Origin of the sequence: Thiohalobacter sp. COW1 (assembly GCF_016629505.1) — a bacterium.
In the GTDB taxonomy this organism is placed as follows: domain Bacteria; phylum Pseudomonadota; class Gammaproteobacteria; order Thiohalobacterales; family Thiohalobacteraceae; genus Thiohalobacter; species Thiohalobacter thiocyanaticus_A.
The window spans coordinates 3,026,321-3,049,163 of sequence record NZ_AP024239.1 but is presented as its reverse complement, the minus strand read 5'-3'; the positions used below and the strand labels follow the sequence as shown (position 1 = coordinate 3,049,163).

Genomic DNA, 22,843 nt, shown 5'->3' with positions numbered 1-22,843 from the left:
GGATTGCCATATCAGGAGCGGGACATGAACCAGGACGAACTCAAACAAAAGGTCGCCGAGGCCGCCATCGAATACGTGGTGCCCGGCACGGTCATCGGCATCGGCACCGGCTCGACCGCCAACCTGTTCATCGACGAACTGGCGAAGATCAAGGGTAAAATCGAGGGGACAGTGGCCAGTTCCGTGGCCAGCGCCGAGCGCCTCAAGGGCCACGGTATCCCGGTCTACGAGTTGAACGACGTGGACGAGGTGTCGGTCTATATCGACGGCGCCGACGAGGCCACCAAACACCTGCACCTGATCAAGGGCGGCGGCGGCGCACTCACCCGGGAGAAGATCGTCGCCGCGGTGGCGAAGAAGTTCGTCTGTATCGCCGACGGCTCCAAGCTGGTCGACGTGCTCGGCAACTTCCCGCTGCCGGTCGAGGTCATCCCCATGGCCCGCAGCTATATCGCCCGCGAATTGACCAAGCTGGGCGGCCGCCCGGAGTTGCGCGCCGGCTTCACCACCGACAACGGCAACGTCATCCTGGACGTGCACGGCCTGCAGATCATGGAACCGACAAAGCTGGAGGCGCAGATCAACAACCTCGCCGGGGTGGTCACGGTCGGCATCTTCGCCCTGCGCCCGGCGGACGTGCTGCTGCTGGGTACGGCGGAAGGGGTGCAGACGCTCGGCGGCAAGTGAAGATCAAGAGCGCCACGGACTACACGGAAAACACGGACAGAGCCAATGCAACGTCTCGGGCTGGTGTTAAGATCCGCCGTCATCCCCGCGCAGGCGTGGATCCACATACCGCCGTGGTCACTGGATCCCCGCCTGCGCGGGGATGACGGACTTAAGGCCAGACGAAGCCGCTTCGGCTCTCTCCAATAATAATTTCCGTGCTTTCCGTGTAGTCCGTGGCGCTCTTGAACTACAGCAGCACCCTCTCCACCCCGCCTTCCTTCACCCGGTCGATGAAACGCTTCTGCCAGCCGTCGCCCAGCATGCGGTTGGCCAGTTCCATGACGATGTAGTCCGTCTCGATGCCGGTGTCGTCGGCGTAGCGCGACAGGCCCTGCTGACAGGCGGGGCAGGAGGTGAGCATCTTGACGTTGCCGTTGCGCACCTGTTTCTCGCCGGTGAGCTGCTCGATGCCCTTCTCGATCTCCTCCTGCTTGCGGAAGCGCACCTGGGTGGCGATATCCGGACGCGACACGGCGAAGGTGCCGGCCTCGCCGCAGCAGCGATCGGAAAGCTGCACCGACTGACCCAGCAGCTTCTCCGCCACCTGGGTGGGCTGGTGCTTCTTCATCGGGGTGTGGCAGGGGTCGTGGTACAGGTACTGCACGCCCTCCACGCCTTCGGTGGAGATGCCCTTCTCCATCAGGTACTCGTGGATATCCAGCAGCCGGCAGCCGGGGAAGATCCGGTCGAACTGATACTCCATCAGCTGATCCATGCAGGTACCGCAGGAGACCACCACCGTCTTGATATCCATATAGTTCAGGGTGTTGGCCACCCGGTGGAACAGCACCCGGTTGTCGGTGGTGATCTTCCGTCCCTTCTCGGTCTGGCCGCCGGCCTTCTGCGGGTAGCCGCAGCACAGGTAGCCGGGCGGCAGCACCGTCTGGGCGCCGACCTCGTACAGCATGGCGAGCGTGGCCATGCCGATCTGGCTGAACAGGCGCTCCGAGCCGCAGCCGGGGAAATAGAACACCGCATCGGAGTCGTCGTCGACCTTGCCCGGGTCGCGCAGGATGGGCACCAGCTTGTCGTCCTCCAGCCCGAGCTGGGCGCGCATGGTCTCGTGCGGGATATCGTCGGGCATCGGCTTGCGGATGAAGTTGATCACCTGCTCGGTCACCGTCATCGGCTTGGAGGTCGCCGCCGGCGGCGCCTTCTTCTGCATCAGCGGCAGGCGCTTCGCCAGCTGGTAGGCCCAGCGCTGCCCCCTGTAGCCCCATTCGATCATCAGCTTGCGGATCAGCTTGATGGTGCGCGGGTCGGTGACGTTGAGATAGGTCATGGCCGCGAAAGTGGCCGGGCTGAAACGCTTCTGGCCACGGTCACGCAGGATGCTGCGCATGGTGATGCTGACATCGCCGAAGTCGATGTCCACCGGGCAGGGATTGAGGCACCTGTGGCAGATGGTGCAGTGGTCGGCGACGTCGTTCATCTCGTTGAAGTGCTGCACCGACAGGCCGCGCCGGGTCTGCTCCTCGTACAGGAAGGCCTCGATGATCAGTCCGGTACCCAGGATCTTGTTGCGCGGCGAGTACAGCAGGTTGGCGCGCGGCACATGGGTGGTGCACACCGGCTTGCACTTGCCGCAGCGCAGGCAGTTGCTGATGGAATCGTTGAGCGTGCCCAGTTCGCTTTCCTCCAGCAGCAGCGCCTCCTGCTGCACCAGCCGCAGCGAGGGGGTGTAGGCGTTGGCCAGGCCCGAGCCGGCCAGCAGCTTGCCGGTGTTGAAGCGGCCCTCGGGGTCGACCTTCTGTTTGTAGCTCGCGAAGGCCTCGATGGCCTCCGGCTCCAGGTACTGGATCTTGGTCAGGCCGATGCCGTGCTCGCCCGAGATCACGCCGTTGAGCGCGCGCGCCAGCTGCATCACCCGGTCGACGATCTGGTCGGCCTCGCGCAGCATCTGATAATCGTTGGAATTGACCGGGATGTTGGTGTGCACATTGCCGTCGCCGGCATGCATATGGGTGGCGACGAACAGACGGCTGGAGCGGATATCACTGTGGATGGCATCCAGCCGGCGCATGAGCGCATCCCATTCGCGGCCGGCGAAGATCTCGCGCAGGGGGGCGGCGACCTCATTGCGGTAGGAGATGCGCAGATCGCGGCGCAGCAGCAGGTTCAGCAGCGTATCCGTGGACTGGCGCGCGGCGCGGGCGGGCTCGTCCAGCAGCGCATCCTGCTCCAGGGCGGAGTCATCCATGTGATCCAGGATGGCCAGCCAGCGGCTGCGCACCGTCTGCAGGTGCTCGCGGGCGGCGGCCTTCTTATCGGCCTCGATCTGGCGGTTCTCCTCGCTGTCCTCGAAATCGGGATCGTTGCGCAGCTCCTGCAGCTCGCCGGCGAGATACTCCAGCACAGCGTCGATCATGCGCAGCTTGTTGCGGGTGGAGTACTCGATGTTGATGCGCTCGATGCCCTCCTGGTACTCGGCCAGGCGCTCCAGCGGGATGACCACATCCTCGTTGATCTTGAAGGCATTGGTGTGGGCGGCGATGGCGGCGGTGCGGCTGCGGTCGAGCCAGAAGCGGCGCCGCGCCTCCGGGCTGGTGGCGATGAAACCCTCGGCGCCGCGGGCATTGGCCATGCGCACCACCTGCGAGGCGGCCTCGGCCACCCGGTCCTCGTCATCGCCGGAGACATCCACCAGCAGCACCATCTTGGGCAGCTCGCGGCGCGGCGCCTTGGTGCTGTAGTTGACCGCCTTCACATAGCGCTCGTCCAGGTGCTCCAGACCGGACAGGGTCACCTCCGGATGGGCATCCAGATAGTCCTTGGTCTCGACGATGGCGGGCACCGCCTTGTGCAGGTCGCTGCCGAAGAACTCCAGGCACAGGGTGCGGGTGTGCGCCGGCATCCGGTGCAGCACGAAGCGCGCCGAGGTGATGATGCCGTCGCAGCCTTCCTTCTGCACCCCGGGCAGGCCGCCGAGGAACTTGTCGGTCACGTCCTTGCCCAGGCCTTCCTTGCGCAGACTGCGGCCCGGCATCTCCAGCAGTTCGGGCTCGGCGATCTCGGTTCTGCCGTCCGGGCCGAAACGGCGGATGCGGAAGCTCACCGTCTCCTGATCGTGGATCTTGCCCAGGTTGTGGTTGAGCCGCTCGACCTCCATCCAGTTGGCATCCGGCGTGACCATGCGCCAGGACACCAGGTTGTCCAGCGTGGTGCCCCACATGACCGCCTTCTTGCCGCCGGCGTTCATGGCGACATTGCCGCCGATGGTGGAGGCGTCCTGCGAGGTGGGATCGACCGCGAACACGAAACCGGCCGCCTCGGCCGCTTCGGCTACACGCCTGGTCACCACGCCGGCGCCGGTACGGATGGTGGCGACCTTGCCGTCCACGCCCTCCAGTTCCATCTGCTCGACCGGGCCGAGCGCTTCGAGCTTCTCCAGATTGATCACGACGGACTCGTCCACCAGCGGCACGGCGCTGCCGGTGTAGCCGGTGCCGCCGCCGCGCGGGATGATGGCCAGGCCCAGCTCCAGGCAGGCCTGGATGATGGGGCCGACCTCCTCCTCGGTGTCCGGGTTGACCACCACGAACGGCATCTCCACACGCCAGTCGGTGGCGTCGGTGGCGTGCGAGACGCGGGCCAGACCACCGAAATCGATGTTGTCCTTGCGGGTGATGCGCCCCAGCCGGCGGCGGATGCGCTTGCGCAGCTCGCGGGTCCGAGGGAACCAGGCCTCGAACCGGCGCACCGCCTCACGCGCCGCGCCGGCCAGGCGCAGAGCCTTGTCGTTGCCGTCGGCGCGTGCCTCGATCTGGTCCAGCCGATGATGCAGGGCGTGGGTCAGCGAGCCCCAGCGCCGGCGGTTATCCAGCAGATCGTCCTGGATATAGGGGTTGCGATAGATCACCCACATGTCGCCCAGCACCTCGAACAGCATGCGCGCCGAGCGGCCGGTCTGGCGCTCGCCCCGCAACTCGTTCAGCACCTCCCACATCTCCGCACCGAGAAAGCGGATGACGATTTCGCGGTCGGAGAAGGAGGTGTAGTTGTAGGGAATCTCGCGGATGCGAGCGGGTGTACTGGTCATGGGTAATCCGGGGAAATCTCGAGTATTGCGTAGATTAGAGGATGCTTATTGTAGCAAAGAGGCGGGGCGGGTTTCAGGTGGGGTGGTTAAAACCCTTGAATGCGCCACGGAATACACGGAAGGCACGGAATACTCCATGTATTTCAGCATAGTAGGTCGGGTTAGCGCAGCGTAACCCGACATCATCGGCGGCGGCATCCGGCTCCGATGTCGGGTTACGCCCTTCGGGCTAACCCGACCTACAGAACTTCGGCCTGGGGATGCAGGGTTTTACGAATTCAAGGCACAAAAAAACGGGGCCCGAAGGCCCCGTCAAGCTCTTGCATACCGGCTTGCGCCGTTATTAGAACTTGTGCTTCACACCCAGCGAGAACTTGTCCTGCTCGCCACCGGCATCGGCATCGATGTTGTTGTAGCCAACATACACCATGGTGCGCTTGCTCATGCTGTGGGTGGCAGCCAGGGTCCAGCTGTCGTAGCCGGTGTCGACAGCGGTGCTGTCGTCGTCGCCCTGACCATAGGCTGCATACAGCATGTTATTGCCCATGGTGAAGGTGCCGCCCAGGTGCCAGACGTCGGCGCCGTCGATGTTGTTCGGCTTGACTTCCGGGTTGGACAGCAGACCGTCGTCGCCTTCGTACTGACCGAAGACCTTGAAGCTACCCATGGCGTAGGAACCGCCGACCTTCCAGGCACTGTCTTCGTTGCCATGGTCGTTGGTGATGTAGGAGGCATAGGCCAGGATCGGGCCGTTGTTGTACAGGCCGGTCAGGGCGTAGGTGTCGTCGCCGTCGTCGGCATCGACATCGTTGGAGTCGAAGCTGTAGTCGACGATGGCCTGGAAGCCGCCCATGCTCGGGCTGTCCCAACGAACGTGGTTTTCCATACGGCCGCGGCCGTTCTCGCCCACGCCGGTGTGGCCGCTGGACTGCAGACCGTGGTCACGCGCCTGCAGGCTGGTGCGGTACAGCGGGTCGATCATGGCGCCGGTGCTCTTGTAGCCGGTGCTGATGGTGCCGAAGCGGATCTTGCCGAAGCCGCCGTCCAGGCCCAGCCACTGGTCACGATCGGTGATGGCGTTGTTGGCGCTGTTGCCGGCACCACCCGAGGGGTTACGCTCAGTCATGTCGAACTGGAAGTCCAGCTTGAAGATAGCCTTCAGACCGTTGCCCAGATCCTCGGAGCCCTTGACGCCGACGGAGCAGGTGGTGCAGTTCATGTTGATGTCATCGGTACCGCCGGAAATATCGGTGTAGTCCAGGCTGGTGTCCAGGTGACCGAACAGGGTGACGTCGGCGTTGGCGGCCACGCTCATGGAAGCGGCCAGAGCGCCGGCGATCGCGGTAGAAAGAAGCTTCTTGTCCATTTGGTGTTTCCCCTTATCCATTACAGATGGTACGAAAGGATTGAATTGAATCGCGAAGTAAAGCTACTCCAGTTTTCGCACTTGTGCAACAGTCTATCCCAAAAAAACCACAATGTTGTTTTTCTGTCGCAAAAGTACAACACCAGATACTGTGTGTTGTCGGGTCAATAACGGCAGGGGATACAAAATATTGAGTTTTAATTATTTTTATTTTTTATGTGGGTATAGATTATTTCTAATACCTGGGGCGCAAAAAAGCCGCAGTCGCCCGGTTCAGCGCGCACAAAACAGCTGTTTTCTGCGTTCTTTCCAGGGCTTCTGCGGCCTTCTTAATCCAGCAGATCAGAAGCGGTAGCCGATGCCTGCAAACAACACCACCGGATCGATGCCTACCTCGAAATCGGTGTTCGCCGCACCCCTGATACTGGCATCGGTATCGATGTCCATATACCAGACCGCACCATTGAGGAACCAGTTTTCGGTCAGGTCAATGTCCACGCCCGCCTGCAGCGCCAGACCGATGGAGTCATCCAGGTCCAGGTTGCTGTTGGGCAGAACGGCCGGATCCAGATCCTCATCGAAGAAGGTGGTGTAGTTGATGCCGATGCCGACATAGGGCCGGATCTTCGCGCTGGGCTGGAAATAGTACTGCGCGGTCAGGGTCGGCGGCAGGTGCTTGGTCGAGCCGACATTGAGGCCGTTTTCGGCAACATTGACGTCATGCTCGAACGGGGCCGCACCCAGCAGTTCGATGCCCACATGGTCGGTCGCCATGTAGGTCAGGGTGAAGGCGAAGTTCATGTCGTCATTCGCCTCCACATTCAGACCGAGGCCGGTCGGCTCGCTTTCACTGGTCGGCTGAACGTAACCCAACCCGCCGCGGACCAGGATATCGCCCTGCTCCAGCGCATTTGCCGTACCCGCACCCAGCGCCATGGCCAGTGCCGCGGTCAGTGCCGTTGTCTTGATCGTCCTGGACATTAGTCATCCCCTTTAAATCATATTTAAAATACATGTTATGCGCCTGCGCATCAGGGCATGGGCGGCAGACTATGCACAGCACTGCTGTGCAACCATGACGCACATCAACAGTTGCTTCAGGGGAATGGGGACATGCGGCGGTTTATTGATCTGGGGCAAATTTGAACGCGGCGGATACGCCCGGGTGTGCACGGAAGGAACGGAGCAAACGTCAGGTCAGGCCAGGCGTTCACTGACACATCCTGCCGATGCAGTGTCGGGTTATGCTTCGCTGACTCGCAGACCCAACCTGCATGACTAGTTCCTACACCGTCATCCCCGCGCAGGCGGGGATCCAGTCCAGACAGGACAGGCAACCCCTGGATCCCCGCCTGCGCGGGGATGACGAGGTTCACATAAACGGCAAGACCGTCCAGACCCCTGGATCCCCGCCTGCGCGGGGATGACATGAGTGGAACGATCCCGCGTGCCGGCTATAGCGGATAATGCCGACCTCCCACGGAAATGCGCGATGAACCATAAAAAACCCCGCCACAGGGGCGGGGCTTCTTATTGGCTGGGGGACTAGGATTATTCGGCGCCTGAGGCGCCTCACCCCTTCGGGGCCGTCCTGCGCTGCGCTGCGGACGTTCACCCTCGCTACCGCTCGGGTGTCGAACCTGAGGTTCTCATCCCAGTCCCCCATAAACGCGAAACCCGCCAGAAGGCGGGTTTCGCGTTTATTGGCTGGGGGACTAGGATTCGAACCTAGGTTGGCGGAGTCAGAGTCCGCAGTCCTGCCGCTAGACGATCCCCCAAGAACAGGTTGCGGACAGACGCCCGCAGCCGATCGCGATCAGCGCTTGCTGAACTGGGTGGCGCGACGGGCCTTGCGCAGACCGACCTTCTTGCGCTCGACCTCGCGGGCGTCGCGGGTGACGAAGCCGGCGCGGCGCAGCGGGCTGCGGTTGTCCTCGTTGTACTTGATCAGCGCACGGGTGATGCCGTGACGGATGGCGCCGGCCTGGCCGCTCATGCCGCCGCCCTCGACATTGACATAGATGTCGAACTGCTCGCCGGTGTTGGTGGTGTCCAGGGGCTGGCGGACCACCATGCGGGCGGTCTCGCGGCCGAAGTATTCATCCAGCGGGCGCTTGTTGACGACGATGTTGCCGCTGCCCGGGCGCAGATAGACGCGGGCGGTGGAGGTCTTGCGGCGACCGGTGGCGTAGTGTTGTTCCTGCGGCATGGCGCGTTCCTGTCTCAGAGTTCCAGTGTTTTGGGCTGCTGGGCAGCGTGGTTGTGCTCGGGGCCGGCGTAGACCTTGAGCTTGCGGTACATGGCCCGGCCCAGCGGGTTCTTGGGCAGCATGCCCTTGACCGCGGTCTCGATGATCTCCTGCGGCGCCTTGGCGCGCAGCTTGTCCAGACTGATGGACTTCATGTGGCCGATGTACCCGGTGTGGTGATAGTACATCTTGTCCGTTTCCTTGTTGCCGGTCACGGCGACCTTGTCGGCATTGACCACGATGATGTAGTCGCCGGTATCCACGTGCGGGGTGTACTCCGGCTTGTGCTTGCCGCGCAGGCGACGGGCGACCTCGGTGGCCAGACGCCCCAGGGTTTTACCTGCTGCATCAACCACATACCAATCACGCTTCACCGTTTCCGGCTTGGCAGTATAAGTCTTCATCGTAAGTCCTGCTCCACAGACCAGCGTTGGAAAGACGCGGAATACTACAGAAAACCGCCCCTGGATACAAGTCATGCAGGAGCGCCACGGAATACACGGAAAGCACGGAAGATGCTTGACCAGCATCCACTATCTGCCACACGGCTGCGTGGCATTAAATATTCTTAATTTCAGTATCTTCCGTGTATTCCGTGGCGCTCTTGAATATATTCCAGGCAAAAAAAAGGCGTGGCCAAGAGGGAGGGGCGCCACGCCGAAGTATAACCACCAAAGGAGGATGGAGGAGTACTGAATCGCCGGCTAATGAGGGGGATCCGGCAACTCAGTATGTGAGTAGTTTCTAATATGCCGATTCACTTGTCAACCCCTGCTGCGGAATTTTTTCCGCCCGGCGCCGCGGAGCGGCAGGACTGGCCGGTAGGATGGGTGGAGCGCAGCGCAACCCATCGTTTTCCGCCAGGCGATTGATGGGTTACGGCGCTGCGCGCCTGCACCCATCCTACGGGGTAGGACAGGAATCGCTGGAAAAGGTTTCAGATCTTGAGGCGTTCGACCGGGCGTCCGTTGACCAGGTGCTCCTCGATGATCTCGTCGATGTCCTCCTGATCCACATAGGTGTACCAGGTCTCGTCGGGGTAGACGACGATCACCGGGCCCTCGGCGCAGCGGTCCAGGCAGCCGGCGGTGTTGATGCGGCACTGCCCCGGGCCGGCGATGCCGAGTTCCTTGGTGCGCTGCTTGGCATAGTCGCGCATGGCCTGGGCATCGAATTTCTGACAGCAGGCCGTGCCGTCCTCGCGCAGGTTGGTGCAGAAGAATACGTGATGTTTGTAGTAGCTCATCGGGATGCGGATTCCAGGCAGCCGGACACAAGGGACGATCGCAGGTCGGGTCAGCGTAGCGTAACCCGACATTTCCGGGTGTCGGATTACGCCCTGCGGGCTAATCCGACCTAAATCTGCTGTGCTATTATCGCAGACATGGCCAGCGAGCGCAGTTACAGTCCCTTCGATCATCTGATTGCCAACTTCGATCAGGCACTGCGGACCCTGTTCGGCCGTCCCGACACCACCGGGCGGCCGGATCCGTCCGCGGCCGAGCCGGAGGGCGAATTGTCCGAGGCCGACCGGCTGGAGTCGGCCCGGCTGATGCGCATCAACCATACCGGCGAGGTCTGCGCCCAGGCGCTGTACCAGGGCCAGGCGCTGACCGCGAAACTCGAGGCGGTGCGGGAGAACATGGAACGGGCCGCGCGCGAGGAGAACGACCACCTGGTCTGGTGCGAGCAGCGCATCGAGCAACTCGGCGGTCACACCAGCTACCTCAACCCCTTCTTCTACTCCGGGGCCTTCGCCATCGGGGCGGCGGCCGGCGCGGTGGGCGACAAGTGGAGCCTGGGCTTTGTGGGCGAGACCGAGAAGCAGGTCATCGCCCACCTGGACGGCCACCTGCAGCGGCTCTCTCCCAATGACCGCAGGAGCCGCGCCGTGCTGGAACAGATGCGGGTCGACGAGGCCCAGCACGGCCACACCGCCATGGCCGCCGGCGGCGCCCCCCTGCCCGGCCCGATCCGCCTGGCAATGAAGCTGTCATCGAAGGTCATGACGGGGACGACCTACTGGGTCTGAGCAAGCCCACCCTTCGGCTGGAAGCCGGAATGCCTTATGTAGGATGGGTGAAGGCGCGCAGCGCCATAACCCATCACCTGGCCGTCGGACCACGATGGGTTGCGCTTCGCTCCACCCATCCTACCTCGCTGCGTTGACATCACACAGGTCCGGGAACCTACAGCTTGGTGATGTTGCGCCCGTAGAAGATCTCCATCATCTCCTTCTGCAGGCGCTTGCGGATCTCCTTCTCCTCCTTGCCGCTCAGCTCCTCCACGCCGGTCCCGAACAGGTAGTTGTCCAGGTCGAATTCCTTGAGGATCATCTTGGTGTGGAAGCTGTGCTCCTGATAGACGTTGACGTCGATCATCTGGTAGCGGTTGCGGGTATCCCGCGACATGAAGTTCTGGATGGAGTTGATCTTGTGATCGATGAAATGCTTCTTGCCCTTCACATCGCGGGTGAAGCCGCGCACCCGGTAGTCGATGGTCAGAATATCCGACTCGAAGCTGTGAATGAGAAAGTTCAGCGCCCGCAGCGGCGAGATGCGTCCGCAGGTGGAGACGTCGATGTCGGCGCGGAAGGTGCTGATGCCGCCGTCGGGATGGCTTTCCGGATAGGTATGCACCGTGATGTGGCTCTTGTCCAGGTGCGCCACGACGGCATCGGGCAGCGGACCCGGCCGCTCGACGTTGGCCAGATCCTCCTCGGACAGCACCGGCTCCTCGGAGATCAGCATGGTCACGCTCGCCCCCTGAGGATCGTAGTCCTGATGGGCGATGTTGAGGATATTGGCACCGATGATGTTGGACACCTCGGTCAGGATCTGGGTCAGGCGCTCGGCGTTGTAGGCCTCGTCGATGTACTCGATGTATTCCTTGCGATGCCGGGCAGTCTTGGCATAGCAGATATCGTAGATATTGAAACTGAGGGTCTTGGTGAGATTGTTGAAGCCGTGCAGGCGCAGTTTTCGCATCGAACCTCTCACCATGATCACACTCTCCTTGCCAGTGCCGTTGGGTGTCGCTGAAAGCGGCGGATTATGTCACATTCCCGGCGATGGGGGGATGGTAGATCATCTGGACGATATTCCCCTCGGGGTCGGCGCAGTAGAAGCTGCGGGCCCCGTCGCGGTGGGTGCGGGGCGCGGCCTTGATGACAACCCCGTTCGCCACCAGGAAGTCGTGCCAGGCGTCGACGTCCTGGGCCCGGCGCAGAATGAAGCCGATATGGTCCAGCCGGGTCTCGCCGCCGCCCTTGCCCGCCTCGCGGTGCAGGGCCAGATTGTCCTGGCCGGCGCTGCTGAGGTAGACGTTGTCGGCATCCGGCTGCCACTCCAGTTCCATGCCCAGCAGGTCGCGGTAGAAGTGCAGGCTGGCGTCCAGGTCATTGGCATACAGGGCCACGTGGCGCAGGCCCAGGGTTGCGGGGGGGCGTTGAGTCATGGTGTTCCTCGGATCAGGGTGAATTGAACTACTCGGGTGCGCGTCGCTGCGAAGGAAAGAACCAAAACCAGTCCGACGGCACCTTCCTGCATACCCGTTACCGTCATTCCGGCGCCGGCCGGAATCCAGAAGCCGCCGCAGTCTCTGGATCCCGGCCGGCGCCGGAATGACGGCAATACTGGTAAAACGGGAATCAGTTCAGGACCCTGCCGTCCGGCCCGGCCCTTAGTCTCCTGGCGACTCCGACTCCCCGAGCTCAATGATTTCATAATCATGGGTAATGGTAGCGGCCTTGCCCAGCATGATCGAGGCCGAGCAGTACTTGTCCGCCGACAGGCTCACGGCACGGGCCACCTGGCGCTCGGCCAGCCCCCGGCCGGAGACGATGAAATGGACATGAATATGGGTGAACACCTTGGGCGGCTCGGCGGCCCGGTCGGCCTGCAGCTCGACCACGCAGTCCTCGATGGGCTGGCGCGCCCGGCGCAGGATATGCACCACGTCGAAGGCGGTACAGCCGCCCATGCCCAGCAGCAGCATCTCCATCGGCCGCACGCCCAGATCGCGGCCGCCGCTGTCCGGCGGCCCGTCCATGACCACGGCATGGCCGCTGCCCGATTCGCCGATGAAGGTCGCCGCCTCCACCCACTTGACCCGCGCCTTCATAGTGCCTCCGGGCGTTGTACAGGAAAATTTCGTGAAGCCTATCACAGATCGACAGCCCACAGGACCTGCCCAAGTGCCCTGGCATGCGTCTATTATTACCTTCAGCAAGGCGAGAAGCGGCCAGCTGCTAGGCGCGCGAGCGCAGGACTAGCCATCGCTAATTCAAGCGAGCGCAACAACGCAGCCGGCCGCTTCTCGCCTTGCCCGGAGGGAGCCCCGCATACACGCCAATGCGGCGTTGCAGCCCTTGAAAAGGGCGCGCCATTTCCTGCGGACTGCGCCTTGCCTTGGCCCGTATGCGGGGCTCTGAAGGTGATAATAGACGCATGCCAGGGCACTATGTATAGTCTGAGTCCGCTCAAGGAGATAGGGCGCAAGCCCGATAAGCCGGCATGACCATGGAAACCAAGCCAATCAAATCCACCGGAAATGCGTCCATCGACAAGTTCCTGGAGCATTGCCACCGGCGGCGCTACCCGTCCAAGAGCGTCATCATCTACGCCGGTGATGCCCCCGACGTGCTCTACTACATTGTGGACGGGTCGGTGACCGTGCTCAACGAGGACGAGAACGGCCACGAGATCATCCTCGCCTACCTCAACAAGGGGGACTTCTTCGGCGAGATGGGCCTGTTCGGCGAGAACGTCACCCGCAGCGCCTGGGTGCGCACCCGCACCGAGTGCGAACTGGCCGAGATCAGCTACGCCAAGTTCCGCCAGATCGCCCAGGAGGATGCCGAGATCCTGTTCGCGCTCGCCACCCAGATGGCGGCACGCCTGCGCACCACCAGCCGCAAGGTCACCGATCTGGCCTTCCTCGATGTCACCGGCCGCGTGGCCCGCACCCTGCTGGACCTGTGCAGGGAGCCGGACGCCATGACCCACCCAGACGGCATGCAGATCCGCGTCACCCGCCAGGAGATCGGCCGCATCGTCGGCTGCTCGCGCGAAATGGTCGGTCGGGTACTCAAGAGCCTGGAGGAACAGGGCCTGATCACGGCCCGGGGCAAGACCATCGTGGTGTTCGGGACGCGCTGACTATCCAACTTTGGCGCTGTAAACGCAGAGGGCGCAGAGGCGCTAAAGCGCAAAGAAGAGCCCAAGGAAAACACCCAACGACCATTCCCCCTCCCGTCATTCCCGCGCAGGCGGGACAAAAGCGCGCAGCGCGTTGAACGCCCTTCAGGGCGGCCCTTTATGCCCTTCAGGGTAGTAGGGCGAGCGCAGCGAGTAATCCAGGACCCGCCGCGGTATCTGGATCCCGGCCTTCGCCGGGATGACGGGAAATACGTACCAGTCTCGTAGGTCGGGTTAGCGCAGCGTAACCCGACAGTGTCCGGGTACAACGTCGGATGACGCCCTTCGGGCTAATCCGACCTACGGAGCCAAATGATATCCGTCATGCCCGCCTGCGCGGGCATGACGTAAAGGGAAACTGGCCGGGTTTTTATCCTGGATTGTTCACCGCGCCTCAGCGTCTCTGCGCCCTCTGCGTTACACAGCACCCACCTCAAAAGAACAACTCCGCCAGCTTCGCCCCCGGCTCCGCCGCCCGCATGAAGGCCTCGCCGACCAGAAAGGCGTGCACGCCGTGCTCGCGCATCAGCGCGACGTCGGCCGGGGTATGGATGCCGCTCTCGGTGACCACGAGCCGGTCGCCGGGAATCCCCGCCAGCAGGTCCAGGGTGGTGTCCAGACTCACATCGAAGCTGCGCAGGTCGCGGTTGTTGATGCCGACCAGCCGGCAGGGCAGGCGCAGGGCGCGTTCCAGTTCGGCGGCGTCGTGGACCTCCACCAGCACGTTCATGCCCAGGTCCTGGGCCAGACCGGCCAGTTCCTGCATCCGTGCATCCTCCAGCGCGGCGACGATGAGCAGGATGCAGTCAGCGCCGATCGCGCGCGCCTCGACCACCTGGTAGGGATCGAGCATGAAGTCCTTGCGCAGCACCGGCAGCGGGCAGGCCGCGCGCGCCTGCTGCAGATAGGCATCCGCGCCCTGGAAGAAATCCACGTCGGTGAGCACCGACAGGCAGGCGGCACCGCCGCGGGCATAGCTGGCGGCGATGGCAGCGGGGTCGAAGTCGGCCCGCAGCACCCCCTTGCTGGGCGAGGCCTTCTTGATCTCGGCGATCACCGCGGCCTGATTCTGGGTGATGCGGCTGTCCAGGGCGGCGGCGAAACCCCGCACCGGCGAGGCCTCGGCCAGACCAGCCTCGAGTTCGGCCAGCGGCAGCCGCTGCCGGCGCTCGGCCACCTCCTCCGCCTTGCGGTCCAGGATCCGGCGCAGGATGTCCGGGACTTCCGCACTCATGCCGATGTAGCCTTCAGGCTGCGGCTGAACTCGGCCAGCGCGGTGAGGCGCTCGCCGGCATGGCCGGCATCGATCACCTCGGCAGCCCGCTTGACCCCCGCCTCCAGGGAATCCACCAGATCGGCGGCATAGATGGCCGCGCCGGCGTTGAGCAGGACGATGTCCCGGGCCGGGCCGGGCTCACCCGCGAACACGCCGCGGATGACGCTCAGGCTCTGGTCGGCATCGGCCACGCCCAGCGCAGTCACGTCGCCGCGGCTCAGACCGAACTGCTCCGGTTCGATGGCATATTCCTCGATCACGCCATGCCTGAGTTCCGCGATCCAGGTCGGCGAGCCGATGCTGATCTCGTCCATGCCGTCCTCGGCATGCACCACCAGCACATGGACACTGCCCAGCTCCTTCAGCACCTCGGCCAGCGGCCGCAGCCAGGCGCGGTCATACACGCCCAGCACCTGGTGCGGGGCGCCGGCCGGATTGGTCAGCGGCCCCAGCACATTGAACAGGGTACGCACGCCCATCTCCCGCCGCGGGCCGACGGCGTGCTTCATGGCGCCGTGATACAGGGGCGCGAACAGAAAGCCGACCCCGACCTGCTCCACGCACTCCGCCACCTGGACCGGGGTCAGATCCAGATTGATGCCGGCCGCCTCCAGTACGTCAGCGCTGCCGGACTTGCTGGAGACCGAGCGGTTGCCGTGCTTGGCCACCCGGGCCCCGGCCGCCGCGGCGACGAAGGCGGTGGCGGTGGAGATGTTGAAGGTGCCGGCACCGTCGCCGCCGGTGCCGCAGGTATCCAGCAGGTGCGGCCCGTTGACTTCGACCCGGGTCGCCAGTTCGCGCATCACCCGGGCCGCGGCGACGATCTCGTCGACCGTCTCGCCCTTCATGCGCAGGCCGACCAGGAAGCCGCCGATCTGGGCCGGCGTGGCCTGGCCGGTCATGATCAGGCGCATGACCGCGCTCATCTGGTCGCGGTCCAGGTTGCACCGTTCGGTCACGGCGCGGATGGCGGCCTGCATGTCCATCAATTCATCTCCTATTAACTCTCTGGAAACTCAAGAGCGCCACGGAATACACGGAAAACACGGAATGTTTGTTTGTCATCGCCAGGGCGCTGCGCGCCTGGCGATGAGAGAAGCAGCAATGAATTTTTTCCGTGTTTTCCGTGTATTCCGTGGCGCTCTTCGTTTTTTGCGGGTTCCCGACCACCATCAGGTTTCCAGGAAATTGCGCAGCATGGCATGGCCGTGCTGGGTGAGGATCGACTCGGGGTGGAACTGCACCCCCTCGATCGGCAGCTCCCGGTGACGCACGCCCATGATCTCGTCCAGCTCGCCGGCCTCGTCCAGGGTCCAGGCCGTCACCTCCAGACAGTCGGGCAGACTTTCCTTTTCGATCACCAGCGAGTGATAACGGGTCGCCTCCAGCGGGCTGGGCAGGTCATGGAAGACACCGACATCCTTGTGATACACCTGCGAGGTCTTGCCGTGCATGATGGCGCCGGCGTGGACAATACGCCCGCCGAAGGCCTGGCCGATGCTCTGATGCCCCAGGCATACGCCCAGAATCGGCAGTCTGCCGGCGAAATGCCGGATCGCCTCCACCGATATCCCGGCCTCGGTCGGCGTACAGGGGCCGGGCGAGATCACCAGGTGATCCGGGCGCATGGCCTCGATCTCCGCCACCGTGATCCGGTCGTTGCGGAACACCCGCACGTCCTCCCCCAACTCGCCCAGGTACTGGACCAGGTTGTAGGTGAAGGAGTCGTAGTTGTCGATCATTACCAGCATGGGAAAACCTGTTCAACGCAGAGGCGCAGGGAACGCAGAGAATACTATATGGAACCTCTTATCACACAGCAGCCGGGGATACCGGGCATAACCCCACAAACGCCGTCATTCCCGCGAAGGCGGGAATGACGGAATAATCATGGTATCCATGAATTATTCATGACCCGCGATATTCCCTGTTTTAACAGAGGCACATGGAAGTGCATCAGCATTTCGACGAAATTCTGTTCTCATGCATACGCAATCCTTTGCGTTCTCTGCGTCCTGGCGTCTCTGCGTTAAAAAATCATTTATGGCTCCCATCCAGCCCGGCCTCGGCCATGGCCACGGCGCGGAAGATGGCGCGGCCCTTGTTCATGGTCTCGTCCCATTCGTTGCGGGGGATGGAGTCGTGCACGATGCCAGCGCCGGCCTGGATGTGCAGGGCGGCATCCTTGATCACGGCGGTGCGGATGGCGATGGCGGTATCCATGTTGCCGTTCCAGGCCAGATAACCGACCGCGCCGGCGTAGACGCCGCGCTTGACCGGCTCCAGTTCGTCGATGATCTCCATGGCGCGGATCTTGGGCGCGCCGCTCACGGTGCCGGCCGGGAAGGTGGCGCGCAGCACGTCCATGGCGCTCATGCCCTCGCGCAGTTCTCCGGTGACATTGGAGACGATGTGCATCACATGCGAGTAGCGCTCGATCACCATCTTCTCGGTCAGCTGCACGCTGCCGGTCTTCGCGATGCGGCCGACGTCGTTGCGGCCCAGATCGATCAGCATCAGGTGCTCGGCCAGTTCCTTGGGGTCGGCCAGCAGATCGGCTTCCAGCCGCCGGTCCTCGGCCTCGTCGGCGCCGCGCGGGCGGGTGCCGGCGATGGGGCGCACCGTGACCTCGCCGTCCTCCAGCCGTGTGAGGATCTCCGGCGAGGAGCCCACCACGTGGAAATCCCCCAGGTCCAGATAGAACATATAGGGCGAGGGGTTGAGGGTGCGCAGCGCCCGGTACAGGTCCAGCGGCCGCGCCCTGAATGGAATGGACAGGCGCTGGGACAGCACCACCTGCATCACGTCGCCGTCGACGATGTACTGTTTGGTCCGCTGCACCGCCTCCTCGAACCCGGCCTGGGTGAAGCCGGAGACGAAATCAGCCTCCTCGACCGCGACCGGACTGCCATTGACCTGGTGCTTGAGCGGCCGGTCCAGCTGCTGCACCAGGGCATCCAGGCGCGCCTGGCCGCGGGCATAGGCGTCCTCCCCGTCGGGCTCGACATGGGTGATCAGGAACAGCTTGCCGCGCAGGTTGTCGAACACCGCCACCTCTTCGGACACCATCAGCAGGATGTCCGGCACCTGCAGGGTATCCGGGTTGGGGCATGCAGCCAGGCGCGGCTCGATGTAGCGGATGGTGTCGTAGCCGAAATACCCGACCAGGCCGCCGGTGAAGCGCGGCAGGCCCTCGAGCTCCGGGACCCGGAACTGCTGCTGGTAATCGGCGATCCAGGCCAGCGGATCCGCCACCGTCTCGGTGGCGACCGCCTCGCCGTCCTGCCAGCTGGTGATCTCGTGGCCGTGGATACGGATCACCCGCGAACAGGGCAGCCCGATGATGGAATAGCGGCCCCATTTCTCGCCGCCCTGCACGGACTCGAACAGATAGGAATAGGGCCCGTCGGCCAGCTTCAGGTAAGCACTTAGCGGCGTATCGAAATCGGCCAGGATTTCCCGGGCCAGCGGGATGCGGTTATAGCCCTCGCGGGCCAGCTCGCGGAAGCGGGCAATGTCCATCAGACACCTCAAGAGACGAATTCAACGGATACAGCGGTACGACTGACGTATTACTTACGCCATCGCCGGGGCTGATATGTCGAATCCGTCTGCATGGGTTGTTTTTTATCTATACGGTACTTACAGCAACGGACGCAGAGAACACGAAGGAAAATCCAATGTCATTGCGAGGCGCGTCAGCGCCGTGGCAATCCCGTCCAGACAGCAATGCTTTTAGAAGATTGCCACGCTTCGCTCGCAATGACGAGGATTTTGGTGCGTCTTCACGGCCTTTGGTGTTCAAACGCATCAGGCCGCCTGCTCCAGCAGGCCGCGGATCTCGGTCAGGGCATCGATCACCGCGTCCGGACGGGCATCGCGGATATCGTTGCCGTGGTTGTAGCCGTAGCTCATGCACACGATCTGAAAGCCGGCGGCGCGCGACGCCTTCACGTCACTGACCGAATCGCCCACCATCATCGAATGCGTCGGCTGGACACCGAAGAATTCGGCGGCGTGCAGCAGCGGCGCCGGATCGGGCTTGCTCTGCGGCAGCGTATCACCGCTGACGATGATCGCAAAATAGTCCGCCACGCCCAGATCGCGCAGCAGCGGCTCGGTGAAACGGGCCGCCTTGTTGGTCACGCAGCCCAGCTTGTAGCCGGCGGCCTTGAGATAATCCAGGCCTTCGCGCACCCCCGGATACAGCACGCTGCGTTTGGAGGTGTTCTCGGCATACAGTTCCAGGAAGATCGGATAGGCACGCTCGAACAGGGCCGCATCCGGCTCGCCCTCGAGTTGGCCGATCAGGGCCCGGCGCACCAGCCGCTCCACCCCGTTGCCGACCCAGTTGCGCACCTTCGCCTCGCCGTGGGTCGGCATGTCGAGCTGTTGCATCATCGCGTCGACGCACCAGGCCAGGTCCGGGACGCTGTCCACCAGGGTGCCGTCCACGTCGATGAGGATCATGTCGGGTTTATTGATCATTTGACTTGTAAAAATCTTTCAACGCAGAGGCGCGGAGGCGCAAAGAACGCAAGAAAATCAAAAATACTATAAAAAACTTTGCGACCTCTGCGCCTCCGCGCCTCCGCGTTAAATGGTTTTGATCCGTCAGGCCTTGGCCAGCTCGTCGCGCATCTGCTTGACGATGCTGTCGTAGCGGTTCGGGTCGGAATCCTGGCCCTTGCCGAAGATGCCCGAGCCGGAAACGAAGGTATCGGCGCCGGCGGCGGCGATCTCGCGGATGTTGTCCACCTTCACTCCGCCGTCGATCTCCAGCCGGATGTCGCGGCCGGAGGCGTCGATCAGCTTGCGCGCCTCGCGCAGCTTGTCCATCGCACTGGGGATGAAACTCTGACCACCGAAGCCGGGGTTGACCGACATCAGCAACACCATGTCGACCTTGTCGATGACGTATTTGAGGTAATCCAGCGGGGTGGCCGGGTTGAACACCAGGCCGGCCTTGCAGCCCTCGGCCTTGATCAGCTGCAGGGTGCGGTCGACGTGATCGGAGGCCTCCGGGTGGAAGGTGATGTAGGTGGCACCGGCAGCGGCGAAGTCAGGCACAATGCGATCGACCGGCTTGACCATCAGATGCACGTCGATGGGCGCGGTCACGCCGTGCTTGCGCAGGGCCTCGCAGACCAGCGGGCCGATGGTCAGGTTGGGCACATAGTGATTGTCCATGACATCGAAGTGCACGATGTCGGTACCGGACTTGAGCACATTGTCCACTTCCTCGCCCAGGCGGGCGAAGTCCGCCGACAGGATGGACGGTGCGATCATGTAATCTGCCATGGTGTTCGATCCCCTGATTCTGGTTGCAGGCAACTCGCGCTAGCGAATAAAGTTGCGCACTGTACCTCAATATCGGCGGATTTTCAGCCTTTGCCACGCAAATCAACCGGGTATGACCCCGGACGGCGCCTGCTTCGCCGTCATTGCGAGCGCAGCGCGGCAATCTCATACTGCAGAATCAATCGGTTGGAGATTGCCGCGTCACTTCGTTCCTCGCAATGACGCGTGTAATCAGGTTTAAGCAAGAGCCCTTCCGGTGTAGTCCCGGGGGGCTGTCGGAGCGCAGGATGAAACATATCAAGGGCTTGTTTTTTCTGGCCTGCAGCCTGCTGCTGGCGGCCCCGGCCGGCTTCGCCGCCGGCGACCGCGCCAAGGAGCAGCGCTGGGCCGGGCAGATCGTGGACATGCTCATCGACGGGGAGGCGGTATGGCTGGGCCCGGACGACGCGCAGTTCCTGGCCATCCACACCCCGGACCTGACCGGCGCGCCGAAGGGGGCCGTGATCCTGGTCCACGGCATGGGCGCCCACCCGGACTGGCAGGAGGTGATCCAGCCGCTGCGGGTGCGGCTGCCGGAGCATGGCTGGGCCACCCTGTCAGTGCAGATGCCGGTCCTGCCCAACGACGCCGTACCGGCCGACTATGCCCCGCTGGTGCCGGAGGCCGCACCGCGGCTGCGCAGCGCCCTGGGCTGGCTGCAGGAGCGCGGCGACCGCCCGGTCTTCATTGTCGCCCACAGCCTGGGCGCCATCATGGCCGCCGCCGCCCTGGCCGGCGACACCGGGCTGGAGGCGGACGGGCTGGTCCTGATCGGCATGGGGGGCAGTGCAGAGGACCCGCATCTGAACGCCGCCGCCCATCTGGAACGGATCACCCTGCCGGTGCTGGACCTGTCCGGCAGTCGCGACCTGGACAGCGTGCTGGCCGGCCGCGAGGCGCGTGCCCGCGCCGCCCGCCGGGCCGGCAACGACGCCTATCGCCAGGTCGAGGTCACCGGCGCCAACCATTTCTTCACCGGCCTGGAAGCGGTCCTGGTGCGCCGGGTGCGCGGCTGGCTCGAATCCACCACCGACAATCTCGAACAGGAAAAGGAGTAACCCATGACCCTGATGCCCGTATTGATCAGCCTGCACCTGCTCGCCGCGGTGGTGTGGATCGGCGGCATGTTCTTCGCCTGGATGGCGCTGCGGCCGGTGGCCGCCAGCCTGCTGGAGCCGCCGCTGCGGCTGCCGCTGTGGTCGCAGACCTTTGCGAAGTTCTTTCCCTGGGTGTGGCTGGCGGTGATCCTGCTGCCGGTCACCGGCTACTGGATGCTGTTCGACGTGTTCGGCGGCATGGGCCGGGCGGGCATGCACATCCACCTGATGCAGGGCATCGGCTGGCTGATGATCCTGCTGTTCATGCATGTCTTCTTCGCCCCCTACAAACGGCTCAGGCGCGCCGTGGCGGCCGGCGACTGGCCGGCCGGAGGCCAGCAGCTGGCCATCATCCGCAAGCTGATCGGCATCAATCTCACGCTGGGGCTGGTGCTGGTGGTGATTGTGGCGGCAGGGCGGTACCTGTGAACGATTGAACCACCCGGCACACAAAGGCCACAAAACCGCAATAGTAGGTCGGGTTAGCCGGCAAGGCGTAACCCGACGCACGCCGCGACTATTGATGGCAGCGTCATCCCGGCGCAGGCCGGGATCCAGAAACCACGGGGTCAATGGATTCCGGCCTGCGCCGGAATGACGGATGAGGACAGGACCAGAGACACGAGGCTACCCTATTTCTTCCCCCGCGACTCCATGACGGTATCGTAGGCCGCGCGGATCTCCTGCGACTTCTCGGTGGCCAGTTCGATCATCTCCTCGGGCAGCCCCTTGGCCACCAGCTTGTCGGGATGATGCTGATTCATCAGCCGCCGGTAGGCCTTCTTGACCTCGGCGTCAGAGGCGCTCTCGGCAACATCCAGTACCTTGTAGGCCTCTGCCAGCCGATCGCGCGAGGGCGGTGCACCGGCGCCGGGACGCGCGCCCTCGCCGGTGAAGAAGCGCGCGGCCTTGACCAGATTCTCCAGGTGCTCGAACTCATGGCGGGAAAAACCCAACCGCTCCCGGATCCGGTCCAGAATGCGCCGCTCGGCCGCATCGATGCTGCCATCGGCATAGGCGGCATGCAGCTGGATTTCCAGAAACATCTGCAGCAGGTGGCGGCGGCGATGGGCTTCGCGGCGGAACTGATCCAGCACCGCATCCAGATCGAACCCGGAGCCCTTGCCCTCGTGGAACAGGCGGATGGCGGTCCTGCGCATCTCGGGCGAGAGCCGCATGCGATCCATCACCGCCTCCGCCAGTGAGATCTCGTCGCGCGAGACCCGGCCGTCGGCCTTGGCGATGTGACCCATCACGGCGAAGCTGGCGGTGAAGAAGGCCGTCTGCACCCGGGCCTGATCACCCGGCCCCGGCCCCCTGCCGCCGAGCTGGTCCATGCCGCGCAGGCCCTTGTCGAACTGGTGCCCCAGCGCCCCGCCCAGCAAGGCCCCCAACGGGCCGCCCAGCATGAAGCCGAAGGCGCCGCCGATGAGCTTGCCCCACCAACTCACCGCGACCGCTCCCATCGCGCGCCGGGCGCATCGGGCAGGCCGCCGCCAGCGTGCCGTGCCGGTACGGCAAATTCAGACGAATCAAGTACTAGGACCTTC

The 22,843-nt window shown here is 63.6% G+C and carries 21 protein-coding genes and 1 tRNA gene; 5 read left to right on the top strand and 17 right to left on the bottom strand.

The genetic code is table 11. The features are described 5' to 3' along the window. The first annotated feature begins 24 nt into the window (after positions 1 to 24). Positions 25 to 687, top strand: a complete 663-nt coding sequence (rpiA, locus tag COW1_RS14440; protein ID WP_096367280.1) for a ribose-5-phosphate isomerase RpiA — start codon at positions 25 to 27, stop codon at positions 685 to 687. Positions 688 to 916: 229 nt separating this feature from the next. Here the strand turns inward: rpiA and COW1_RS14435 are convergent, their stop codons facing one another. The 7 genes from COW1_RS14435 to COW1_RS14405 form a co-directional block, all read right to left on the bottom strand. Next, positions 917 to 4,768: a DUF3683 domain-containing protein gene (locus COW1_RS14435; protein WP_201344573.1), complete on the bottom strand. Its 3,852-nt coding sequence runs from the start codon at positions 4,766 to 4,768 to the stop codon at positions 917 to 919. 343 nt (positions 4,769 to 5,111) lie between these two features. After that, positions 5,112 to 6,134, bottom strand: a complete 1,023-nt coding sequence (locus COW1_RS14430) for a porin (protein WP_157745713.1) — start codon at positions 6,132 to 6,134, stop codon at positions 5,112 to 5,114. A gap of 342 nt (positions 6,135 to 6,476) precedes the next feature. After that, the gene (locus COW1_RS14425; RefSeq protein ID WP_201344572.1) at positions 6,477 to 7,115 is read right to left on the bottom strand and encodes an OmpW family protein; all 639 of its coding nucleotides are present in this window, start codon (positions 7,113 to 7,115) and stop codon (positions 6,477 to 6,479) included. Between the two features lie 723 nt (positions 7,116 to 7,838). After that, a tRNA-Gln gene (locus COW1_RS14420) sits at positions 7,839 to 7,912 on the bottom strand. 38 nt (positions 7,913 to 7,950) lie between these two features. Further along, positions 7,951 to 8,343, bottom strand: coding sequence for a 30S ribosomal protein S9 (rpsI, locus tag COW1_RS14415; protein WP_096367284.1), 393 nt, complete (start codon positions 8,341 to 8,343; stop codon positions 7,951 to 7,953). 14 nt (positions 8,344 to 8,357) lie between these two features. Next, positions 8,358 to 8,786: a 50S ribosomal protein L13 gene (rplM, locus tag COW1_RS14410; RefSeq protein ID WP_201344571.1), complete on the bottom strand. Its 429-nt coding sequence runs from the start codon at positions 8,784 to 8,786 to the stop codon at positions 8,358 to 8,360. Between the two features lie 533 nt (positions 8,787 to 9,319). Further along, positions 9,320 to 9,628 carry a ferredoxin gene (locus COW1_RS14405; RefSeq protein ID WP_096367286.1) on the bottom strand — a complete coding sequence of 103 codons (309 nt, stop codon included), beginning with the start codon at positions 9,626 to 9,628 and terminating at the stop codon, positions 9,320 to 9,322. Between the two features lie 138 nt (positions 9,629 to 9,766). Between COW1_RS14405 and coq7 the strand changes: the two genes are divergently transcribed. Next, positions 9,767 to 10,414 carry a 2-polyprenyl-3-methyl-6-methoxy-1,4-benzoquinone monooxygenase gene (coq7, locus tag COW1_RS14400; protein ID WP_096367287.1) on the top strand — a complete coding sequence of 216 codons (648 nt, stop codon included), beginning with the start codon at positions 9,767 to 9,769 and terminating at the stop codon, positions 10,412 to 10,414. A 157-nt stretch (positions 10,415 to 10,571) separates the two neighbouring features. On the opposite strand, the gene speD is transcribed toward coq7, so the two are convergent. The 3 genes from speD to COW1_RS14385 form a co-directional block, all read right to left on the bottom strand. Next, the gene (gene speD, locus COW1_RS14395; protein WP_096367288.1) at positions 10,572 to 11,369 is read right to left on the bottom strand and encodes an adenosylmethionine decarboxylase; all 798 of its coding nucleotides are present in this window, start codon (positions 11,367 to 11,369) and stop codon (positions 10,572 to 10,574) included. Between the two features lie 64 nt (positions 11,370 to 11,433). Next, on the bottom strand, positions 11,434 to 11,838 hold the full coding sequence (locus tag COW1_RS14390; protein ID WP_096367289.1) for a VOC family protein: 405 nt from the start codon (positions 11,836 to 11,838) through the stop codon (positions 11,434 to 11,436). A 225-nt stretch (positions 11,839 to 12,063) separates the two neighbouring features. Then, positions 12,064 to 12,504 (bottom strand): OsmC family protein, encoded by a 441-nt coding sequence (locus tag COW1_RS14385; protein ID WP_201344570.1) that lies wholly within the window; start codon positions 12,502 to 12,504, stop codon positions 12,064 to 12,066. A 398-nt stretch (positions 12,505 to 12,902) separates the two neighbouring features. On the opposite strand from COW1_RS14385, the gene crp reads away from it, so the two are divergent. Further along, complete coding sequence (gene crp / locus COW1_RS14380; RefSeq protein WP_201344569.1) at positions 12,903 to 13,541, top strand: cAMP-activated global transcriptional regulator CRP; 639 nt, start codon at positions 12,903 to 12,905, stop codon at positions 13,539 to 13,541. Between the two features lie 472 nt (positions 13,542 to 14,013). On the opposite strand, the gene trpC is transcribed toward crp, so the two are convergent. The 6 genes from trpC to rpe form a co-directional block, all read right to left on the bottom strand. Next, positions 14,014 to 14,814, bottom strand: a complete 801-nt coding sequence (trpC, locus tag COW1_RS14375) for an indole-3-glycerol phosphate synthase TrpC (RefSeq protein WP_201344568.1) — start codon at positions 14,812 to 14,814, stop codon at positions 14,014 to 14,016. Beyond that, the gene (gene trpD / locus COW1_RS14370; protein ID WP_201344567.1) at positions 14,811 to 15,842 is read right to left on the bottom strand and encodes an anthranilate phosphoribosyltransferase; all 1,032 of its coding nucleotides are present in this window, start codon (positions 15,840 to 15,842) and stop codon (positions 14,811 to 14,813) included. The genes trpC and trpD overlap by 4 nt, the downstream gene beginning before the upstream one ends. A gap of 186 nt (positions 15,843 to 16,028) precedes the next feature. Beyond that, on the bottom strand, positions 16,029 to 16,607 hold the full coding sequence (locus tag COW1_RS14365) for an aminodeoxychorismate/anthranilate synthase component II (protein ID WP_201344566.1): 579 nt from the start codon (positions 16,605 to 16,607) through the stop codon (positions 16,029 to 16,031). A gap of 286 nt (positions 16,608 to 16,893) precedes the next feature. Continuing rightward, entirely contained in the window at positions 16,894 to 18,378 is a 1,485-nt protein-coding gene (gene trpE / locus COW1_RS14360; RefSeq protein ID WP_201344565.1) for an anthranilate synthase component I, read from the bottom strand. 288 nt (positions 18,379 to 18,666) lie between these two features. After that, a complete protein-coding gene (locus COW1_RS14355) occupies positions 18,667 to 19,344 on the bottom strand; it encodes a phosphoglycolate phosphatase (RefSeq protein WP_201344564.1) in 678 nt (225 codons plus the stop codon). A gap of 126 nt (positions 19,345 to 19,470) precedes the next feature. Continuing rightward, positions 19,471 to 20,157, bottom strand: coding sequence for a ribulose-phosphate 3-epimerase (rpe, locus tag COW1_RS14350; protein WP_096367298.1), 687 nt, complete (start codon positions 20,155 to 20,157; stop codon positions 19,471 to 19,473). 287 nt (positions 20,158 to 20,444) lie between these two features. Between rpe and COW1_RS14345 the strand changes: the two genes are divergently transcribed. Both COW1_RS14345 and COW1_RS14340 read left to right on the top strand, forming a co-directional pair. Continuing rightward, complete coding sequence (locus tag COW1_RS14345) at positions 20,445 to 21,254, top strand: alpha/beta fold hydrolase (RefSeq protein ID WP_201344563.1); 810 nt, start codon at positions 20,445 to 20,447, stop codon at positions 21,252 to 21,254. Between the two features lie 3 nt (positions 21,255 to 21,257). After that, on the top strand, positions 21,258 to 21,722 hold the full coding sequence (locus COW1_RS14340; RefSeq protein WP_370590869.1) for a CopD family protein: 465 nt from the start codon (positions 21,258 to 21,260) through the stop codon (positions 21,720 to 21,722). A 203-nt stretch (positions 21,723 to 21,925) separates the two neighbouring features. Here the strand turns inward: COW1_RS14340 and djlA are convergent, their stop codons facing one another. Next, on the bottom strand, positions 21,926 to 22,759 hold the full coding sequence (djlA, locus tag COW1_RS14335; protein ID WP_242466444.1) for a co-chaperone DjlA: 834 nt from the start codon (positions 22,757 to 22,759) through the stop codon (positions 21,926 to 21,928). Between the last annotated feature and the right edge of the window lie 84 nt (positions 22,760 to 22,843).

Bases quoted from the DNA above. Each gene is read 5' to 3' on its own strand.
- speD (WP_096367288.1), bottom strand. From the start codon at position 11,369: ATGCGAAAACTGCGCCTGCACGGCTTCAACAATCTCACCAAGACCCTC.
- COW1_RS14405 (WP_096367286.1), bottom strand. From the start codon at position 9,628: ATGAGCTACTACAAACATCACGTATTCTTCTGCACCAACCTGCGCGAG.
- COW1_RS14385 (WP_201344570.1), bottom strand. From the start codon at position 12,504: ATGAAGGCGCGGGTCAAGTGGGTGGAGGCGGCGACCTTCATCGGCGAA.
- rplM (WP_201344571.1), bottom strand. From the start codon at position 8,786: ATGAAGACTTATACTGCCAAGCCGGAAACGGTGAAGCGTGATTGGTAT.
- COW1_RS14425 (WP_201344572.1), bottom strand. From the start codon at position 7,115: ATGTCCAGGACGATCAAGACAACGGCACTGACCGCGGCACTGGCCATG.
- COW1_RS14345 (WP_201344563.1), top strand. From the start codon at position 20,445: ATGAAACATATCAAGGGCTTGTTTTTTCTGGCCTGCAGCCTGCTGCTG.
- COW1_RS14430 (WP_157745713.1), bottom strand. From the start codon at position 6,134: ATGGACAAGAAGCTTCTTTCTACCGCGATCGCCGGCGCTCTGGCCGCT.
- coq7 (WP_096367287.1), top strand. From the start codon at position 9,767: ATGGCCAGCGAGCGCAGTTACAGTCCCTTCGATCATCTGATTGCCAAC.
- COW1_RS14355 (WP_201344564.1), bottom strand. From the start codon at position 19,344: ATGATCAATAAACCCGACATGATCCTCATCGACGTGGACGGCACCCTG.
- COW1_RS14435 (WP_201344573.1), bottom strand. From the start codon at position 4,768: ATGACCAGTACACCCGCTCGCATCCGCGAGATTCCCTACAACTACACC.
- COW1_RS14340 (WP_370590869.1), top strand. From the start codon at position 21,258: ATGACCCTGATGCCCGTATTGATCAGCCTGCACCTGCTCGCCGCGGTG.
- rpe (WP_096367298.1), bottom strand. From the start codon at position 20,157: ATGGCAGATTACATGATCGCACCGTCCATCCTGTCGGCGGACTTCGCC.
- crp (WP_201344569.1), top strand. From the start codon at position 12,903: ATGGAAACCAAGCCAATCAAATCCACCGGAAATGCGTCCATCGACAAG.
- rpsI (WP_096367284.1), bottom strand. From the start codon at position 8,343: ATGCCGCAGGAACAACACTACGCCACCGGTCGCCGCAAGACCTCCACC.
- COW1_RS14390 (WP_096367289.1), bottom strand. From the start codon at position 11,838: ATGACTCAACGCCCCCCCGCAACCCTGGGCCTGCGCCACGTGGCCCTG.
- trpE (WP_201344565.1), bottom strand. From the start codon at position 18,378: ATGGACATTGCCCGCTTCCGCGAGCTGGCCCGCGAGGGCTATAACCGC.
- trpD (WP_201344567.1), bottom strand. From the start codon at position 15,842: ATGGACATGCAGGCCGCCATCCGCGCCGTGACCGAACGGTGCAACCTG.
- djlA (WP_242466444.1), bottom strand. From the start codon at position 22,759: ATGGGAGCGGTCGCGGTGAGTTGGTGGGGCAAGCTCATCGGCGGCGCC.
- COW1_RS14365 (WP_201344566.1), bottom strand. From the start codon at position 16,607: ATGCTGGTAATGATCGACAACTACGACTCCTTCACCTACAACCTGGTC.
- rpiA (WP_096367280.1), top strand. From the start codon at position 25: ATGAACCAGGACGAACTCAAACAAAAGGTCGCCGAGGCCGCCATCGAA.
- trpC (WP_201344568.1), bottom strand. From the start codon at position 14,814: ATGAGTGCGGAAGTCCCGGACATCCTGCGCCGGATCCTGGACCGCAAG.